The organism is Paracoccus sigandri (assembly GCF_003709565.1).
Taxonomy (GTDB): domain Bacteria; phylum Pseudomonadota; class Alphaproteobacteria; order Rhodobacterales; family Rhodobacteraceae; genus Paracoccus; species Paracoccus siganidrum.
The window spans coordinates 1-19,805 of the sequence record NZ_QNRC01000024.1 but is presented as its reverse complement, the minus strand read 5'-3'; the positions used below and the strand labels follow the sequence as shown (position 1 = coordinate 19,805).

The 19,805-nt window shown below is 61.2% G+C and carries 8 protein-coding genes and 1 pseudogene; 1 reads left to right on the top strand and 8 read right to left on the bottom strand.

Going from position 1 to position 19,805, the window contains the following annotated elements; translation table 11 throughout:
- Positions 1 to 6 precede the first annotated feature (6 nt).
- Positions 7 to 1,931: pseudogene (locus tag C9E82_RS17785) on the top strand (DUF2793 domain-containing protein).
- Positions 1,932 to 1,961: 30 nt separating this feature from the next.
- On the opposite strand, the gene C9E82_RS17780 reads toward C9E82_RS17785, so the two are convergent.
- The 8 genes from C9E82_RS17780 to C9E82_RS17745 all read right to left on the bottom strand — a co-directional run bounded on the left by C9E82_RS17780 (position 1,962) and on the right by C9E82_RS17745 (position 18,845).
- Positions 1,962 to 2,741: an HNH endonuclease gene (locus tag C9E82_RS17780; protein ID WP_240643373.1), complete on the bottom strand. Its 780-nt coding sequence runs from the start codon at positions 2,739 to 2,741 to the stop codon at positions 1,962 to 1,964.
- A gap of 9 nt (positions 2,742 to 2,750) precedes the next feature.
- Entirely contained in the window at positions 2,751 to 3,494 is a 744-nt protein-coding gene (locus tag C9E82_RS17775) for a hypothetical protein (RefSeq protein WP_119896232.1), read from the bottom strand.
- A gap of 3 nt (positions 3,495 to 3,497) precedes the next feature.
- Positions 3,498 to 7,505 (bottom strand): Eco57I restriction-modification methylase domain-containing protein, encoded by a 4,008-nt coding sequence (locus C9E82_RS17770; RefSeq protein ID WP_119896231.1) that lies wholly within the window; start codon positions 7,503 to 7,505, stop codon positions 3,498 to 3,500.
- Positions 7,506 to 7,507: 2 nt separating this feature from the next.
- Positions 7,508 to 10,279, bottom strand: a complete 2,772-nt coding sequence (locus tag C9E82_RS17765) for a DEAD/DEAH box helicase (RefSeq protein ID WP_119896230.1) — start codon at positions 10,277 to 10,279, stop codon at positions 7,508 to 7,510.
- A 1-nt stretch (position 10,280) separates the two neighbouring features.
- A complete protein-coding gene (locus C9E82_RS17760; protein WP_119896229.1) occupies positions 10,281 to 15,458 on the bottom strand; it encodes a DEAD/DEAH box helicase in 5,178 nt (1,725 codons plus the stop codon).
- Positions 15,459 to 17,381, bottom strand: coding sequence for a GmrSD restriction endonuclease domain-containing protein (locus C9E82_RS17755; RefSeq protein WP_119896228.1), 1,923 nt, complete (start codon positions 17,379 to 17,381; stop codon positions 15,459 to 15,461).
- A 63-nt stretch (positions 17,382 to 17,444) separates the two neighbouring features.
- Complete coding sequence (locus C9E82_RS17750) at positions 17,445 to 18,332, bottom strand: WYL domain-containing protein (RefSeq protein WP_119896285.1); 888 nt, start codon at positions 18,330 to 18,332, stop codon at positions 17,445 to 17,447.
- Positions 18,333 to 18,617: 285 nt separating this feature from the next.
- Entirely contained in the window at positions 18,618 to 18,845 is a 228-nt protein-coding gene (locus C9E82_RS17745) for a helix-turn-helix transcriptional regulator (RefSeq protein WP_244936038.1), read from the bottom strand.
- Positions 18,846 to 19,805 lie beyond the last annotated feature (960 nt).

Genomic DNA, 19,805 nt, shown 5'->3' with positions numbered 1-19,805 from the left:
CAACCCATGCCCGACGCCACGATCCATCTCCTGCTGCCCTACATCCTGGCGGCGCAGGCCCAGAAGCACGTCACCCATAACGAGGCGCTGCGGATCCTCGACGGGCTCGTCCAGCTTTCCGTTCTTAACCGGGACCTGACCGCGCCGCCAGCCAGCCCCGCCGATGGCGACCGCTATCTCGTCGCTTCGGGCGCGTCGGGAGACTGGGCGGCGTGGGATCTGAACATCGCCCTCTGGACCGACGGTACCTGGCTGCGCCTGCCACCGCGCACCGGCTGGCGGACATGGGTCGAGGACGAGGGCCTGCTTCTCGTCTGGACCGGCGCTGCATGGGAAGTCGTGGGCGAGCCAAGCGACATCTCGGACGCCGTCTTCAGCCTCGTGAACGACGCCGATTCCACGAAGAAGGCGGTCTTCTCGCTCGCCGGTATCAGCACCGGCACGACCCGCAGCTACACGCTGCCGAATACCTCGTCGGAACTGGCTATACTGGCCGGCACGCAGACCTTCACCGGCAACAAGACGTCTCGGGCACGCTGACGGCCTCCGGCACCGTCACGGTCTCGGGGGCGTCCGCGACCATCGGCACGGCGACGGGCACCGCGACCTACGGCATGGGCACGGGGGCGACGACCGCCGGCCTCACGAAAACAGTGAACCTCGGCACCGGCGGCGCATCGGGCTCGACCACAGTCGTCAACATCGGCCCCGCGACCTCGGGCGCGAACGGCACCACGGTGATCAACACGCCGACCGTGACCTTCGCCAATGCCGTGACGCAGGTCGGCTTGCCCCAGGCAAACCTGACCGCGCAACTTCTGGGCCTCGGCGGGGCGACGGCCGACAGCTACAACCGGCTCTCGGTCAACACCCCCGCGGTTCTCCTGAACAATGCCGGCGCCGGGATCGAGGCGACGGTCAACAAGGCCGCGCCCGCCAACGACGCCAGCTTTGCCTTCAAGACCAACTGGTCGGCGCGGGCCCTGATCGGGCTTCTTGGCAGCGACGATTTCAGCTTCAAGGTCAGCCCGGACGGCTCGGCCTTCCATGAAGCGCTCCGGATCGACCGCAGCAATGGCCGGGTCGAGATGCCTGAACCCGTGGTGCTCCCGGCGCTCGATGCCGTGCCCGCGCCGCCGCCGACCGGCAAGCTGGCAATCTATGCGCGGGACCGCGCCGGGGCCGGATGGCTCGACGTCCAGCGCCCCTCGGGGCGATTCTTCCCGCTGCAGCCGCATTTCGGGGTGAACCGGATCGCGACCTGGGCGCCGTCCAGCGGCACGACCGTCAACACCAACGGCATGCCGCGCACGGCCGTCGGCACCGTCGCCACGCCGACGCTCGCCACCACGAACCTCTCGACCTCGATGCGCCGCTGGCGCGTGACCAGTGCCGCGACCGCCGATGCAGCGGCAGAGGAGCGGTCGGCGGGCTGGGTCTGCTGGCGCGGCAATGCGGATGGGCTGGGCGGCTTTACCTATGTGAACCGGCTTTCGCTGGTGACGCTGCAGGCGACCGGCATGGGCTTCTTCGGACTCTACGGGTCGACCACAGCGCTGGCCACGACCCTGACGCTCTCGGCCGTGGTCAACTGCATCGGCATCGGCTTCCAGCGCGGCACCCACACGAACTGGCAGCTGGTCCAGAACGACGCCTCCGGCGCGCCCACACTCACCGATCTCGGGGCGAGTTTCCCGGTTGCGAGCACGACCAATGTCCTGACCCTCACGCTCCTCGCCGCCCCGAACAGCAGCGAGATCGGCGTCCGGGTGGTCGAGGAGGTCAGCGGGGCGGTGGTCGAGACCATGCTCGACACCGACATCCCCGCCGCGACGCAGCTCCTGAGCCCCCGGAATTTCATGAACAATGGCGCGACGGCGGCGGCGGTCGCCTATGATTGCTCGGGGGTCTATGTGGAGACAGACTATTGACCAGCCGACCAGCTTTCGACCTATCGCGTCTCAATCAGCAGGTGGGGCGTCAGGCGCTTTGACATCAAATACCTTCGTCCGGTGCCACTCCAAGAAGACCCGATGCTTGTCCGTCAAATCGACTGGCCGATCAAAATAAAGCCGCGCACGCGCCTGCTCGCTGAGGTTCTCCGAAAAGACCGGAATGCCGTCGTCGCCGAAGGTAACCAGACCGCCATCGAATACGGCATCCCAAAGAGCCGACAGAAGCAGGCCGTTATGGACATCCAGACGCTCTGCGTCGTTTTCACAGTCGCGCCATGGCTTGATGTGAGAGGCACGGAGAAGCGGCTTGTCGACAATCCCGGTCAGAGGGCATCGCCCCCGCCAGTATTTGATCAGACGCTCACGAAAGATGTTCTGGCCGACGCGCTGGACCACAAGGCGTTCCGCCTCCGTCGTCTTCGGCAAGCTCGTTGTGCGGTGAAGAAACTCCTGAAGTGGTGCGTCGGGAAGGCTTGCGGCAAGCTCGTAAATTCTTGGCATCACGCCATAAAGCTGTGGCAGAGAGGCAAACCGGAAACGCGCGAGGCCTGGTCCTGCGGCATCGGACGGCTTAATCCCGATCTCTGCAATGACCCCGGCGTGATCCAGTGCGAGGAACCACGCACCGGAACTGTCCCTTGCGAGCCAGATCGAACCCTGCGCGGTCGTCGAACTGTACCGCTGCCAGCCATCGATTTCCCCATGAGGGCGCCGGAAGCCGTTCTGATAGGTGACCTTGTTGCATTCCTGGCGGGTCACGAAGGATTGGGGGCTTTCAAGCATCATCCTACGACCTCACCAATACCGACGTGGCGGATGGCGTTGCAGCAACCCTGCAAGCTCACGGAATTCGCCTTGAAACCACGTCCGGTCTTCCTCCCAGTCGGCGACGGCAAATCTCTGGTTGCTGCGACCGCCCCGCAAGTCGGCCAGCATCTTCAGATGCTTGTCGATTGAGTGAAATCGTTGGTAAGTCGCAGGAGCACCCCAAGCCTGATATTTGGCATCGAGGTCGGACGGGATCTCGATCCGGAAGCAGACGTCCAACCGCCTTTGCCGTTCACGGCTGGCAAGGCCGCGAGTTTTTCCGACCCTGTAACCCACATAAGCCAAGGGCGAGCGGTCCTCGCCGACGAAGGAGCCGTCCAGAAAGGCGCGCATGTCCCGCTGGATATCCGGGGGGATCGGCCGTTCTACCAGCGCATCGTGTTCCTTCCGGGCTCTGTCGCGCTCTGCCTGTTCTCGGGCGTCGGCCTCGGCTTGTTTGCGTCGTGCCTCTTCCTTCCGGCGCTCATCTTCCGCTTGAACACGGCGCAGGGTGCCAGACACCCAAGGCAGCCTGCCGAACCACCGGAACCGGCCAAGCCTCAAGAACAGCGCATCCCGCTGCCACCAGATCCATTTCGGCCCGAGTTCGGTCAGGTTTGAAATCAACCACCACAGCAGGATCAACAAGGCGATGACGAGCAATGCCGGGAAGATCATGAACAGCGCCACGACAATCCCGATCCACAGGGCCGCCTTGAGGTATGGGTGCATCGCTCACATCCCCATCGCCGTGAATTCGCCATTCTGCTCCATCCTGTCCCAGGCTTCGAGGACGAGGCGGCGGGTGCGGTATTCGCCGTGTTGACGGATTTCCTTTTCCTTGAGGACGCGGAAGGTTTCCGAGGGGTAGTCTGGGCCCTTCACGTCGGCGGGGTCGAGGATGTAGCGTAGTTCGTCGCGGGTCAGGCCGTAGGCGCGGGCGTAGAAGGCGTCGAGATCGGCGCGCAGGTGGGCGCGGCGGTCCTCGTCCCAGGTGAAGGGCGGGCCGTCATGTCCCAGATCGCGGGCGAACGGGGCGAGGCTGTGCGAGGTATAGGTGAGTTCCAGCACCTTCGATGTGATGAAGGCGAGGCGGGGTTCGGTGTAGATGTTTGGCGGTATGATGGGAAGCTGCTTCATTATCCCATGTGTCATGTGAACATACGGAATCTTTTGGCGTGCAACGTAATCTAATGGAATCGACGCAAGGTTAGCCAGGAGCGCGGCCATTTCTTGCGCTGAACGTTCCGACTCGATAATAAACAGCGAATTTCCCACCCCAAAGCGCGGGATGATGCTTGGAACCATTGTTCGCTCGGCAATGGCAGTTGTGACATCGCGCCATACCAGCAAGTAAGCCTTGCTTTGAGGTTGACCTCTGAGCTTTGCGTCGACCTCTCCCTTTTCAATCCAGTAAAATGGTTCAACTTCAAATTTTGGGTTTGAGTGTTCCTCCAACGTTGTAGGGGGAAGGACACGATTTCCCCGTTCGTTCCCACGGGAATGGTAGGACGAGGCTCGATGATCGTAGTGCCAAATAAGCTTGGCTTCATAGATGGGTACATATCGGCTGCTTGAACCTGGTGTTCCCCCCTTGAGTGGAAGCAACCCAGCTCCGCTACCTTCGACGGATAGCGCTCCTTGGTCAGGGCGCGCACCGCCGGATACCCATTCCATGCCATCGCGCAGGAAACCCGCCTTGTCCAAATCCGCTCCAGTACGAAACAGTCCGCTGTCGCTGGACATGTGGAACATCGCCATGAATCCAACATGCCAAGGATTACCCTCTGGTCCCTTTTTCTCTTCGATTAGAACCGGTGAGTTGCGGTAGATTTTTGCTGTCAGTTCAGCGTCCCAGCGAGATCGAAACACGGGCGCGGTCTTGGTATTTGGATTTATCGTGGCGATTTGTTCGGGAGAAAGAGTGAAGTTGCGCTCCGGCTCGACCAATTGAGCTGGTTCGGTCAGGAAGAAAGCAAAGTGTGCCTCTGGTTCGTCGCGACCAAGCGTTAGCAGGCAGAACTTGAAGCTGCGGTGCACGGCGGAAAAAGTTGGGGCCGAATTTTCGAAGTCCACTAGGCTCGCCAGCCGCTTCTCATCCACTAAATGGGAAAAGAAGGGTGACATGGTGCCATCGGTGGCGATGCCAGTGGGCACGATCACGCCAGCGCGGCCCTTTTGGCTAACAAGGCGCGAGAAAAGCTCGGCGAACAACGCGTAGGTGTTCACGTCGCCCCGCCCGGTAAGGGCAAAGCGACCGCCGTCATCACCAGGCACGCGGACAAACTCGCTGGTCGCTTCGGCCTGGCGCTTGGCCTCTGTGAAGGTATCGAAAAGTGCGCGTTCGGCGGTGCCCGGAGCAGCCTTCTCCAGCGCCTTGATTAACCGGTCTCGCGCCGCCTTGTTTGGAGCATTGGCGATCTCGGGCGAGCGCGAGGCGAAGAACTCCTGCTCTTGCAGCTTGATCCGCTCCCACGGCGGGTTGCCCAGCACCACGTCGAACCCGCCGCGCTGCATCACATCAGGGAACTCCAGTGGCCAATGCAGGGCGCGGGCGTTGCGAGCGGCCTTGGGTGCGTCGACCATCGCCTGGCGCATCTTGCCCTGATTGAGGGCCATCCAGAGTTCCTCGGTCGTCGGCACGGTGCGGGCGGATGCCCCCGCCGGTGCGCCGCCGACCTTGGGCAACAGGAAGGTCGCCACATAGAGGTCCGCCGCCGCTTTGGCGCGGACAAAGGTCTGCCCCTTGCGCAGTTCCTTGAACCGCTTGGCCTTGGCGCCGATCTGCTCGACCGTATCCTCGGGCAGGTCACGGAAGCCCGAGAAATCCAGCGCCAGCGGCTTCATCGCGGGCATCGACGCCTGTCCGGTGCCGAAGTCGAACCCGCCTTGGCCCGCCGTCGCGTCGCGATTGGCCTTGAGGTAGTATTTCGCGGTTTCCTTGTCGTCGCCCGTCAGCGGCTTGTAGGCGGCATCGGGAATGCCGTCCTGCAGCACCTGCAGGTCGAACACACCCAGCAGCGCATCGCCACAGCGGATCTGCGCGTCGAAGAAGCCGAGGGGTAGGCCGGGGTCCACCGTCTCGATCCAGAGCGCGACCTTGGTCAGCTCCACCGCCATCGGGTTGCGGTCCACCCCGTGCAGGCAGGACCGCGCGACATCGCGCAGCGCATGGCGGAAGTCGGCGAGCGAGGGCGTGCCATCGGCGCGGATGCGGGCCAGCCGCGTGGCGATGCGGCGGGCGGCGGCCAACAGGAAGTGACCAGAACCGCAGGCGGGATCGATCACCGACAGCTTTAGCAGGGCCTTGGCGGGATCGTCTGCCTCCGCCTCGGTCTTGTCGAGCACGGGGTCGAGCGCGGTGTCGAGCAGTGCCTGAACGAGGCTGTCGGGCGTGTAGTAGGAGCCGGTGGTCTTGCGCTGGTTGCCCTTCTGCTCGGCCGCCTCGGAGGCGAAGACCAGCGTCTTGCCGTCATCGCCCAGCTGCGGCTGCAGTTCGAGGAGGGATTCGTAGACGGAGCCCAGTTCCTCGGTCTCCATCGCGCGCCAGTTGACGGGGACCATGCCGGTCTTGTCCGCGAGCCAGGAGAGGCGATAGAGCGCCTCCATGAAGGCGCGGTTGCGCAGGCGGGCGGTTTCGAGGTGGGGCAGCCTGTCCTCGGCGAAGAGACCCCCGAGGGCGGGCAGCGCAAGGGCGGGCTGGCCCTGCGTGAGGCCGCGGAAGACGATCTTCACCCCCTCGTAGCGGTCACGGTGCTTGTCCCAGGTGGCGGCGCGGTAGCATTGCTTGCGCAGCGACTGCAGCGAATAGCCCTGGGCGTAGAGGGCGCGGGCCTCGGGCCTGGCTTTTTCAGGGTGAAGGAGGTTCCGGTCCTCGGCCACCATGAGGAAAATCAGGCGGTAGACGAGACGCAGGAGCTCGTTGAACCACTCGGTCAGGTTCACTTCGCCGGACCGCAGTTTCGCGGCGAGGTCGGGGTTCGCCTCGAGGAAGCCCGAGCCGAGCAGTTTGAGGGCCAGCTGGACCTGACCGGCCAAACGATCTCGCGCGGCTTCGCCCTCCTTGGAGCCGGCATCGCGCCAGCGTTCGAGAGGGCAATCGGTGGCGGGTGTGTCTGCCGCGCCGAAACGGGTGCGGTGGATCAGCAGCCATAGCACCGCGAAGGACGCGATGTCCTCGTTGGTGAACATCTGCGCCAGATCGGCCTCGATATAGGCCGGACGGGTCAGCGAGGCATTGTCGCGCATGAGGCGCAACTGCATCCCGTTGGTCACGATGCCCCAAAGGGCCTCGTCCCGATCATTCAGGTGGTCCTGAAGGGCGAAGGCCGGAGAGCGCGACCTGTCCGTCGAGAGCGTCGGGCTGCGGCGATCAAGCAACTCGGACGGCGGGACCACGACGACCGGCACGCGGTCGGACGCGATCAGGGCGATCGGTGCCGCCGCTACCGCGAGGTCGGTGTACCCGAAGGTTTCCTTGAAGAAGTCGGCGATGAAGCGCGAGGTAGCGGTGGCCGAGGGGTGCTCGATCTTCGCAAAGGCGTCGAAATGCGATTGGCCTACGCGGAAGGCGGTGGCGATTTCTTCGCGGATCTGTAGGCCTTTGCGAACCCCGTATTCTTCCGGGGACTGCTCGGGTGCCTGGCGCTGATCGATCTTGGCGATCATCGCAGGCGCGATCAGGTTGCCTTCAAGGCTCAGAGACGGCCACGCGGACATATCGGTAATTGGTTTGCGGGCCATGATTACACCTCCCCCGGAACAAGAACGAAGAGGCCGATGACGTCTGGGGGAATGATCGGCTCCACACTGACACGCGACGCAGAACCGGCTGCAGCACGAAGGCGGGCGTGGTCTTCAACCAGCTCCGCGGCACGCTTTTGCACGAAATCGGCAATCGGGCCGCCCAGCAGGTCAGGAAGGGCCGCCTTCGTCGTATTGATCATCCGGTCGCGGGCGACAGGCGCAAGATCAGCAGTCGCGGGAGAGGCAAGCAGCGCGCGCGCCTCGCTGCCAGAGGCGATCACCGTATTGTTGTCGAGGGCAACGAGCGCGGCTTCCTCTGCCAGCAGAAGGCGCTCGCGCCGTGCATGAACCGTGAGCTTGTAGCGAATACGCAAGAGCGCGACACGCGTCATCTGAGTGACGGCGGCACTCGGCCAGGCCCCGACACGACCGATGCCCAGATCCGGCAGCGATTCGGTGTCAAGAGAGGCTTCAAGCAGGCTTTCTGCCAGGGACGACGTCAGCGGATGGGTTCTGGTCAGAAGTGAAGCGCCTGAGGGCACCGGTTCTTGCGTGGCCAGCTTCAGAGAGCCCTTCAGCCCACGCTGCTCCAGCTTTTCCTTGAGGCTATCTTGAAGGGCATGCACGTGGGCGAACTGCAGCGATTTCTTCTTCTCGAGGGGCACCCCGAACCGAGACATCGCGCGCTCAAGAAATTCGAGCGTTTCTGCTGGTGATCCAAGCAGGGACTTCACCTTGTCCCATTCAGGTGCGACCTCACTCGGCTTCATGGCGTTTTGTGCAAACCGGGCACGTGACCGCTTTTCGTTCTCGCTTGCATCGCGCCAGCGGGTCTCCATCACCTGGATCCCGTCGCCGATTTGCAGGTCCAGCGTCAGCTGCTTGTGGCTGCCACCGCCACGGCGGAGCATCATTGCAGCCATCAGCGCATCGGTGACCGGTCCCCGCTCATCGGGGAGAGGCACAGTCACGCCCGTCGCCTTGCGGATTTCCTCGGCTTTGCGAAGAATGACGTCCAAGACGGCACCGTCGATGGCGCTGTCGGGCGAAAACATCATGATCGAGCGAACGAGTTCGGCGGGTTGCCCGAAACGATCCACGCGACCTTCGCGCTGTTGATGGCGCGTCGGATTCCAGGAGAGGTCGTAGTGGATTACGGTGTCGAACAATTGCTGAAGGTTGATCCCCTCCGACAGGCAGTCCGTGGCGACGAGGATGCGCTGATCTGTGGCGGCATTTTCTTCCGCCGCCATTTCCGCCACGCGATCGCGACGTTCGTCCGGCGTCAATTCACCCGTCACGGCCTGAACATTCAGCTTGGGGAAGGCCTTACGAAGCCCTTCCTTCACGTGTTCGGCAGTGGCAAGGTAGCGGCAGAAGACCACGGGGTTAGCCCCGTCTTTGATCAAAGGTTTGAGGGCCTTGATGAGGGCGTTCAGTTTGGGATCTTCGGCTTTCAGAAGTTCGCTGGCCTTGTCGAGTAGCCCTTGGAGAGCGGGATCATTTGAGAAGACGGTGTTTGGCTCGATGTCCACGGCGTCTTCATCATCGCCATCTTCGTCGTAGATCTGCGGCTCGAGGCGGTCGTCTTCATTGGAAGCCCGGTTTCGCAACGCGCTCATTGCGGCTGCGGGTGAAGATCCGACACAGCGCATCAGCGCGAGAGTGCCCCAGAAGGCAAGGCGGCGATCCTTCTGCGCGTCTCCGGCCCGAGACACGACCGAGAAGCAGTAATCAAGCACGGCTTCCTGAAAGGCCCGATGCTCGTCGTTCAGGCGATAAGAGTATTCGGTGGTCTCGTGCTTGGGGAACGAGCGGTTCTCATCCCAGTCGCCCTCGACCAGGTCGACGCGCCGCCGCTGAACAAAGTGCCTGACGAGGCGCTCGCGGTATTTCTGGTTGTCGAAGTTGACGGTCCCGAATTCTGTATCGATCAACGACAGAAGCCGAGCGAACGCATCCTCGTCCCCGGAGTGCGGCGTGGCTGTCAGCAGGATCAACCGACGCTCAGGGTCGCGTGCAAGGCCCTGGAGCAGGTCGAAACGCTGCTGCTTTCCCTTGTGCGTCCCGACGCAGGCGTGAGCTTCATCGACGATAACGAAATCCGGACAAGCCCGCGCGAACCCATCCCGCCGTTTCTCGGCTTTGATATAGTCAAGGCTGACCACCGTGAAGGGATAGGCATCGAAAAGGGTTTGCGCCAATGGGAGGTTGCGCTCCAGGCGTGCCGCAGTCCCGGAAGTGACGGCAACGGCATCGATCCCGAAGCGATCCTTCAGTTCTGTGATCCACTGGTCCACGAGGTGCGGAGGGCAGAGAACCGAAAACGCATCAACCTCTCCGCGATCCATCAGTTCGCGCAGGACCAGACCCGCTTCGATGGTCTTGCCGATGCCAACATCGTCGGCGATCAGCAGACGCGGGACCTGAAGCCGAAGGGCCATGAGCAGCGGGACCAGCTGGTAGGTCCGAGGCTCAAAAGCAAGCTGTGCGGCGGATCGGAACGGACCTGCCCCCCGGCGGAGGGTCAGCCGCAACGCGTCGGCAAGAAGCGCCGCCTTGGACTGCACTGTCGTGCGCGCATCGTCAGGCAGGTCGAAACGAGCAGCTTCTACCGGTGTAAGCTCGAGATCCGGAGCAAGAACCACGATGTCGTTTTCATTGCCCGAGAGGGGGCGCAGGGCGAGCAGGCCCTCGCCGGGTGTCGGCAAGGCAACCCATTCACGGCCGCGCGCTCTGACAAGATCTCCAGGAGTAAAGTTCACAGTCATATCAACCTTCAAAATCCTTCACGAAGCCATCCGGCAGTCCTTCCGACGGCGCCGAAGGCAATCCAAAAACGACCCAGCCCTTGTTCATCGCGTCTGCCTCAGCTTCCGCTGTCAGGTCAGCGGTCGTCGCGGCAACCGCGAATGCGCGCCAAACGAACTCGAATTCGCGTCCACCAAAGCTCGCGGGCATCGTATCAATTTGGGGGATGCCCGCGGCGCTGAATGCCTCAATCCATGGTGATGCCACCGTTCCAGCGGTCGGCTTCGCAGCAAGGGAAATTGTGCCACGTGCAAGATCGATCAGGAATTGCGCCACTTCCGGGCTCGAGCGGTCGATCAGCTCATGGTCCGGTTGGTTGAAGTAGGACAGCAGGCAACGGTAGCAGCCGCGAACACAGCTTCCGTCTTTTTTCTCCTGCAACAGATCCGCACCACCCGCCGCAATCGCAGCATCGACATTCTCGAAGTGCATCAAACCCAGTGCGGTCTTCGCCACCTCGTTGATTGCCTTTCCGTCATCAATCAGGCGCGTGAGCACGCCGGCGCCGCCTTCCGTTGCCTCGTAGGCAAGGATTGCGCGACGGTTGTCCCTCGCGGGCAACGGTTCACCGAGGATTTCGCCTTCTTCCAATTGGAAAACCACTTCGATTCCGCGCAGCAACGCATGCTGAACCGTCGCGATTGTTTCGGGCTCATACTGCTCCGGCTTTTCGAAGCGGAACAACAGGGCATTCTTTCTGTCGCGGACAATCGGGACAATGCGAACCGGCTTGACCACGTCCGGCGGGACGTCCGTGTCGCTGTCCTCGTCGTCGGATTTCGCCCAGTATCCGGACCTCGGATCGATGTGGAAACCGAAGACCGTCTGGTCCTTTCGGCGCTTCAAGCCCTTGTTCAGTCGGCTGATCTCCGCGCTGTTGGCGTATTGTAGGGCCAAGAGGGAAGTCTCGCCACAGACGAATTTGGCGTTGGTCACTTGGACCTGCCCATCCTTCTTCGGCCAGGAGAAGACGGTCTGGATGTCAAAGCCCTGCCGAACGCGCTCTTCATCGTTCGCCGTGATGCGCTCAGTCGGGGCCGCCTCGACGTTGTCGATGCGCAGGGTCTTCTTGATGGGGACTTCACCCGCCATGTGGTTGTTGCACCCATGGCAGCGCTCGACCTCGCCCTCGTGTGATGCTCCACAGTTGGAGCAGATGTAGATATCCTTGGTCGCCAATTCCGATCCGTCGCCCTGACGCACCTCGGGCGGCAGTTTGGCTTTCATGACCCGGTAGGCGCGGCCCTCATGATAGATCAGACTGCGCGGGCCGAATTCGGAAATGGCCAGGAAGCGGGCTCTGGACAGGAATGACCCCGTCTTACCTTCGCCAGGAACAAACGCGTAGAGTGGCAGGCGCGGGAAGTTGTACCCGGGCAGGAAGCCCTCTGTTGCCAGATACCGATACGAATAGAAATCGGACCCATTCGAGGCTTTGCCTTGTTCGAGGATGGCGATCTGATCCTGGGCCTGCATTTGCGCAGCCTTGATCTTGCGCCGGTCGGCACCCGATAGCCCTGTGATCTCCGAGCGTGTATTTGCGTCGCTCAACTGCTTTCTGGCAGACTTGTAAAGATCGCGCCAACGGTCGAATGCTTTGTTGAGTTCAGCAGGCGCGTTCATGGCCGTGTGAAGAACGAACTCGTCTGGATCGTCCATCCAGATCGGGGTTTGCCCTCCGTCGGACGCCAGAATCTGCTTCAAGACACGCGCCATCGGCCCCCGTGCCTGCGAAACCAGAGCGGGTTTCGAGATGACCGCCAGAACGTCCTCCTTCAGCGGGAATTTGTCCCCGTGAAGGTCCAGGATCTCTGGGATGTCGGGAGAAAGCGCCAGTTTCGCTTCCGCCAGCCACACCGCGTGCAGGTGCGATCGGACCAGTTCTTCATTGGTAATGTCGAGCGCTGGTGGCCGCACGACACCGGCCACCATATCGTTGCGCCGTTCAAAGAAATACTGGTCATGCGGAGACCCCGAGGCGCAGTAGGTCACGACAACCGCGGCCTGGCCCGAGCGACCAGCACGGCCAGCACGCTGCGCGTAATTTGCCGGCGTAGGAGGTACGTTGCGCAGGTAGACTGCGTTCAAGGCGGAAATATCAACGCCGAGTTCCATGGTCGGAGAGCAGAACAGCGCGGGCAGGAACCGATCGGACTCGCCGGTCGCCCGAATTTCCGTTCGGTACTCCGAGGTTGCAAGATGGTCCATGTCGTCCTGCTCGAAACGGAACCGCCATTCCCGCCATTCACGCTGCTTCTGTGAGACCTGAGCCGTGTGCTCGCGTCCCTCCAGCCCCCAATAGGAACTACGACCCTCGCCAAGATCACTTGCAATCGCGGTGTAAAGGTCATGGAAATATCGGTTGCCGCGGTGCGTTTCATCATCGAGGGCCGGTCCCGGCACAAGCCGAACCGCAGATGGTGACAGGCGCCAGCCCGTCACATCGCTATCGAGTTCAACAGGCACCAGCAGCCCTTCGTCGCTCAGGAAGACAAGCATCCCTTCCATGAACTCGTAGTACTCATCCTTGTTCAGATTCATGCCGAGAACCGACTTCCGGTTCACGAGCCGTGCGATCCGCGAATTGGGACCTGCCCGAAGAAGTGTTTGTTCTTCACGCAGCGTGACGACGTTCTTGCTGCCCGCGCGCAGGACAAGCGAGGACCGCGCCCGCGGATTTTCCTTTTGGTCAATGGCCCAAGGTGCCTGAAGCAGCATTCGGGATTTCTGGGCCACGCCGTCGAGGACAGTCAGGTCCAAGGCTTCGGTCTGAACAGCCAGGCCCTCAAGCATCGCGGACAAAATCGCCTTTAGAATTGCCTGCCGCTGTTCGAGGCTGAGGTCTCCCAGCGCTGGATGGATGGCCATGAAGCGCTCGCGATCTTCAGAGATTTCCTCGAGGCCGAGGAAATTCACGTCGATCAGGTTCAGGACAGACAAGCTGGGGTTGGTGAAGCGCCAACCGCGACGCAGGTCCGTCCAGACACGATGGGCGAGTACCTTTGCGAGCGACCGCTGGGCATCTTCACGAATGATTGCACCAGCATTCGAATCCAGCAGCCAATGCTGGCGCGCCTCTTTGTTGGCGGCAGTAAAGCCGAGCGCCTTCACCACCTGCAGGCCGAATTCGTCTTCTGCGAGCCCACCTGAGCCAGCAGCAATGACCGCGCGAAGGATGGCTCCGCGCAACAGGCTTACGAACAGGAAGTCATTGAAATGGCCAGACTGCAGGGCTGCGTCCTGACGGTTATCCGTGAACCCCAAAAGCTTCCGCTTCGTCTCGGGTACGCCGCTCCCGGGTTTGTTCATCCATTCCAAGGCGCTAGCGACCAGCAAGGTTGTTGCCGAGCTTCGCCCTTCCCCGGAGAGCCCGGCCAGCTTGCTGCGCTCTCGCATCCCCTGCGTCGGTTCGTCATGGCAGCACAGGCAGAACGCAAACTTTCCTGGGATGAACCAGAAATCGTTTCCGCCCGCTCCGTGGCGACCGTCAGCACCGACGACGTAGGACACCGGCATACGCTTCTTGCGATACCCTCTCAGCCGTTCAATGCCGTTCTTCTCTTCTCGCCAGCTTTCGGGGTAACCCTCAAGCTCGCCTGTGAACTGGAAGTCAGTATCGCCCGGCGTCACCGGACAGAGATACCCCGCTACCTCGTCTTCTTCAGTGTCGAGCGGCGTGTCGTCGATGCTTCGGGGCAGAAAGCGCAAGCTCCCATCATCGTCGACCTTGGTCACGACATGGTATTCTTGGCCACAATTTCGGCAGAACCGCGTGGGGTAGAGGCGGTTTCCAGGGGCTTCGGGGTCCTCGAGCTGCCCTTCAAGAAGGATCCGACGCGGCCTGGCCGTGAGCGTCGTAAAGACTTCACCGGCACCGGAGATGAACCGGTGGAGTTTGAAGGCGAGAAAGGCTCCGTCCTTCGTGCCGCCGCGCTCATGCTCCGGCAGGCTTACCCGGGTCAGGAATTTTTCGAGATAGTCTCGGCAGGCTTCGGCATCGACCGCACTGGCCAGAGAAAGCTTTTCAACGGCTTCTTCGAAAGGGATAGGCTTCTTCCTGCGAAGCTCAAGCCCATCGTCCAATCCGAGTTCGAGTTCGGCCCACACCGAGAGCGGATGGCGCTTCAGGGTTTCGTCATCGAGTGCGTCCGGCAAAGGCTGCGTCAGGGCCGTCTTCAAAGCGCCAAGGACGTGCTCGGTCTTCAGGGCGTCATCGGTCGCGCGCTGCAATGACTCGTCGATAACCGCGTCCGGGCCAATGTCGGTGCCAAACAGACGAGACGCTACCTTCGCGACAGCAAGCGCGCGGCTCTCGTCCGATCCCTCGGAGGCCATCGTTGCCGAGGTCCCGATGCAGATTGGCTCCTTGTCAGGCGAGCACCTGTCCCGCAGGCGTCGAACGAGGACCGCGACATCGGCACCTTGGCGCCCGCGATAGGTATGGAGTTCGTCGAGAATGATGAACTCGAGACCGGACGCGTTCGAGACGACTTTCGAGTCCAGGTCGTCCTGACGCGTCAGAAGCAATTCTGCCATCATGTAGTTCGTCAGGAGAATGTCGGGCGGATTGGCAGCGATGCGCTCCCGCTCTTCACGGCTTTCCTGCCCGGTGTAACGTTTGACCACCGGCTTGAGCTCATCGGGCAAACCGGAACCAGCGATGAACTTGTCGATCTCCTTCATCTGGCTGTTTGCCAGTGCGTTCATGGGGTAAACGATGATTGCCGTCGTGCGACGCGGCTTTCCTGCGCGCCGCGCTCGGATGATCGAGTCGACAACCGGCACGAAGAAGCAAAGGGATTTCCCCGAACCCGTACCGGTTGTGACGACATAACTCTTTCCTTGCTTCGCCTTCGCGATCGCCTCGGCTTGGTGCCGGTGAAAGCGAAGAGGCGTGGTGCCGAACCGGAAAACCTTGCCCGTGCCGTCGTCGAGATCACCCGTGGCGACGAGTTCATCGACCGTCGGCCCCGCCATGAAGCGTGGGTTCAGAGACAAGAGGGCATCCGGCCAGAATTTTCCGGCGTCGTACTGGGCATCGATCTCGGATTTCAGGTCGGGTGCCCGAATTGCGCTGAATGAACGCGAAAAGTGCTCGTAAGCACGGATCAATTGATGGTCGAACTCAAACGCTTTCATTCAGGCGGCCTCCTCGGTGTCCGGGCTTGGAACATCGAAGCCTTCGTCGTCCTGGAGAACGTCCTCGCCTTCCTCCGGCACGGAATCTGCCCTGACGATCGCATGCCCGGTTGCCTTTGAAATCATGGCAAGGAGCCGCGTCTCCCGATCCGTCATGAATCCTTCGAAGTCATCCGCCCTCAGCAAGGAGGGATCCAGCCCGTGGGACGCCAGATAATCGTCAAGCGCTTCGCGGGCGATCGGCGGGTTGTCTTTTCCGCCTGTTTCCAGTCGTTCCAGGTAGACCGATGGTGCTACGCCGCCAAGAATGCGGTTGGTCTTGTAGCTGAGCGGCGTCTTGTTGACGACGGTGTCAAAGACCTTCGGCTCGATCTTCTGCTTCTTGCACCAGTCCTGCGGGAAGATGTGGTGGATATCGACGTATTCGTCAAAGAACACGGTGTCCTTGAAGTGCTGGCCGGAGCGTAAATCTCTCGCGCCTTCGGCCATCAGAAGGGCGTGGATGCCTTTGTAGGCAGCCGACAGGCGGGTGCGCAGGGTGCGCAGGCGTTCCGGTCGGAAACGGCCATCGGTGATCGTGCTGGGTTCGGGACCACCGTCCAGCCATGCGGGCACTTCGAGCACATCCTTGGCAAATCGGGACTCGATGGCCGAGCCATAGAGTTCACCGAAAATGCCGCACCAGAACCAGCGGGCGAGCTGGTCTTTCACAGCAGCGTGGTCGAACCTCGGCCCGATGATGGCGAGGATCGCGGCAAAGGGGACAAGCTGGCCCTGATAGGGCAGATCGATGACCCGATAGATGTGGTTCTGCCGGAGGAACTTCGCCGCAGTCTTGAACCCTTCTTCGACCGCAGCACGGTGTTTCAGGTACGCCTCCAGCGGCAGGTCGAGGAGCGACTGACGCGTGGCCCGGACTGCGGACAGCTCCGACTCTTTGCGCCCGGCGGAGATTTCGGCCGCACGGGTCTCGACCCCATGCAGGAGGGCGATCGCCTGGAGCACATCTGTTGCCGCGACTTTTTCCAGCACGCCGAACTTCTGTTCGGCTGCCCGCCCAAAAAGCTGAAGCCTCGTCTGGAGCCCCGGCTGGCCGTCGGCGCCGAGCCAGTCGTCTCGCAGGCGATGGCCGCGGGCTGCATACATCGCTGTCACAAGCTCGAATGCGTCGAGCGGCTTGCCGCCGGTATTCACCTTCTCAAAGACCAGACAGACGGCCTCGTGGGAAGTGTCGGGGCTCAATGCGATTACGGGCAGCTGGTAGGCCTTGAAGTTCTGAAGGACCTCATCCTTGAACGGCTTGAATAGCTTGCGTGTCTCCGGGTCGTTTTCCAGCCAGTATTCGTTGAAGCCATCTTGCCATTCATCCCAGTCAAAAACCTGGTTCAGCGGGAACATGAGATTTTGGTATTCGAGTTCCGGCGTGGAGAGATCGAGGTCGATCTTCCGGTCGAAGTCCGACTTGATCCGCCGATCCTCGGGTACTGAGACAATGGCGTTTTCGCGGTCCTCGGCCGGGTTCATTGCTTTTCGAATATCGATGTAGAACCAGCGCTTCACGAGCTTGAGGCGAGGCGTGACCGTTTGCACCACCTCGCGGCGCAAGCAGGTCTGATAAAGCGAGGTCATGCGCTGCTGGCCATCCAGCAAGAGCTGATCCGGTGCGTCGTCGCCAACTGCGGCATCGGCCCCCTGGATTGGTCGGCGTGCGAAGGTATCAGCCGCACCAGGCTTCACTTCGAGCGTCATCAAGGCGCCGACCGGAAACGCCTGCGAGATCGAGGCGATCAGCCCCTTGATCCGTTCCTCGTCCCAAACCCAACTGCGCTGGAAATCCGGCAACTGAATCTTGCCGTTCCCACACTGACGGAGAAGCTCCTCCAAGCTGACCGGGTTGGTCTTGAATGCCGCTTGTTTACCCAATCTGGCTCTCCTCAAATGAACTTGCTGGCTTCTGGCAACTGGACGCGATGTCCGAAGAAGGCTTCATTTCGAACCCTCCGGAGCGCCAGCTGCTCGAATGCCGCTGAAAATCTCGTCGCGATTGATCAGCACGATTTGCTGGTCTTGGGGCGTGCGCGCTTCGGGGGCGGTATCTAGACCGAGGCGTTTGAGCGCATAGTAGAGGAGCGCACGTCTCACCTTGATTTTCACCTTGCCGCCTCTCATGCCATAGTCGAGCGCGATAACCTTCGCTTGTGTTTCCGAGAGGTCGGGGTGGGGCCCAACCTCCAGCGTGACCTCGGAAAGCCAGTCGTGATCGTCGCCAGCCGATTTGTCGTTTTCGCCCGAGCCTCGGATCTCGAGCAACCGCGACAACAGGAAGTCCTTGAAGCAATCGTCGGTTTGGCAGAACGCCCGAGTGTGCCACCGGAAACCGTCAAACGCGATGGCATGAGGGGCGATCCAGCGCCAGCGCGGCTCGGGGCTGGACAGGGACTGGTACTTTACCTCGATCGCCTCGGACCGACGGATTGCGCCAACGACCGAACGAAGCGTCGCCGGATTGACCCCACGAACTGGCGTAGGGGCGGCCGCGTAGGGCGGGAGGTTGGCGATCCAGGCGTCCTCGCGGTCGAGGAGCCCGTCAGCGACTGATCGCAGCTGTGCAAGGTAGCGGCTCGCGTCAGGCTCGAGGAACTGCGGTTTGAACTCGGAGCCTCGTACATAGGTTCGCGCACTCTTGTCGTATAGCATGTTGTCGGGGGCGAAGCCGATGTACCGATTCAGGTCGGTGGACGCCTGGTTCACCGATACCCCGAACTGATCCATAAGATCGCTGCGGTTCACATGCCCCTCCCAGAACAGGCGGAACTCTATGAACTCTAGGCGCTGCTCGACACCCCAGCGAAGTTCCGACCGGTCGCTCTCCAAAATCACCTCCGGGCCAGATCGGTGGACCCGCAAACTATGCGGACCCATTTTCTGTGCTCTCGATGACGCTAACTGACGGTAGGAAAGCGGGCAATAGAAATTGCGCGTAAAGTGCTTGTTTTCGAACGCGGTTCTATCTGCAGATGTGGATGGAGGTTATGGCTTGGGCCGAAGGGGCGGAATGGGGCCTGTGGCGAACTGCAGGCTATTCGGCGCACGCGACTTCCCTGCGCAGGTCAGAAATAGTCTCCGCGCAGGGCTTGGCTGACGATGCCCGCGCCGGTTTCAGCGCCCAGCCTTTATCTCCTCCAAATCTCGCAGTTCTTGCTGTTCGAACGCCAGCACATCTTCGACGCGATAGATCACCCGCCCGCCGAGCTTCATGAAGCGCGGCCCATCGCCGATCCACCGCCACCGCTCAAGTGTCCTTGGGCTAATTCTCCATCGGGCAGCCAGCTCGATTTGACTGAGGCACATTTCTCGCATTTCCGTTTCCTTTCGAACGACCACCATGGTCGCACGACAACGAATGCGTAGAAAGAAAACGTATTCAAGTCAGTGTGTTGATGGGTGTTTCGCGGTGCGGGCGCGTCCTTCGGACAGTGGGCGCAGCAGCGAATTATCCAGTGACCCGGCGTCAAATTGCGAAAAGTTCCCTAGAAGTCCGTAAGACTCGTAATCCTGCCGGAGCTTCCTCAAGGGTCACAGGAGACGGTCCAGTTGGAAGGGCACTTCCTCCGCCACCATTATTAGGGATACTCTTTTAATTTCAATATTTTAGATGATTTGGCAATTCGTTGTTTCCCTCAAATTTTCCCCGCATGGGATAGACATTCGACTCGCCATGGGAACCAGCGTTCCGCGACCATAGGGGAGCAGGAAAGCGTGGCAGATAGTTTGGCGTGCGTGCGATCCGACTGCTGATCCAGTCCGACCTTCGCCAGGGAAGGTCCCATTCAGTGCGCGTCGCGACAGCTATCGCTACAGTGAGGTATCATAGCCTCCAAATATGTCGATGGGTTGTCGCTCACTTATTCAGCCTTGCGGGTCCTCGCCATACCGGCTTTAACATACATTCGTACTTGATGTCCCTGCGCACCGGGTGCGCAGCATGGACGGGCTGAGGTGATCAAGGGTGCGATTTGACTTACTGCGGGGTTGTGACCATGAAGATAACATCGTGATCACGAAACGTGCAGCGGACCAACTGGTGTTTCAATAAGCCGGAAAACGTCCGACGGATCGCTGGCCCTACGACAGTACCGCAAGCAGCGTCCTCGGGAACAACGACCTCGCCGGTATCAGGCTAGGCTCCACCATGTGGAAATGACTTAGGATCCCCGCTTGTGTCCCCCGTCAGCGCCCATGGCACAGATTTGAGGTTGTGATTTAAGGAGGATTTGGGCTTCGTCGTAGTGACGAAGGAACGAAGATGAAGCCCAAATCCTCCAATACAAAATTGCCGGCCAAGTC

Excerpts from the sequence above, each read along its gene's own strand:
- C9E82_RS17765 (WP_119896230.1), bottom strand. The coding sequence starts at position 10,279 with ATGACTGTGAACTTTACTCCTGGAGATCTTGTCAGAGCGCGCGGCCGT.
- C9E82_RS17780 (WP_240643373.1), bottom strand. The coding sequence starts at position 2,741 with ATGATGCTTGAAAGCCCCCAATCCTTCGTGACCCGCCAGGAATGCAAC.
- C9E82_RS17760 (WP_119896229.1), bottom strand. The coding sequence starts at position 15,458 with ATGAAAGCGTTTGAGTTCGACCATCAATTGATCCGTGCTTACGAGCAC.
- C9E82_RS17745 (WP_244936038.1), bottom strand. The coding sequence starts at position 18,845 with ATGGTGGTCGTTCGAAAGGAAACGGAAATGCGAGAAATGTGCCTCAGT.
- C9E82_RS17775 (WP_119896232.1), bottom strand. The coding sequence starts at position 3,494 with ATGCACCCATACCTCAAGGCGGCCCTGTGGATCGGGATTGTCGTGGCG.
- C9E82_RS17770 (WP_119896231.1), bottom strand. The coding sequence starts at position 7,505 with ATGGCCCGCAAACCAATTACCGATATGTCCGCGTGGCCGTCTCTGAGC.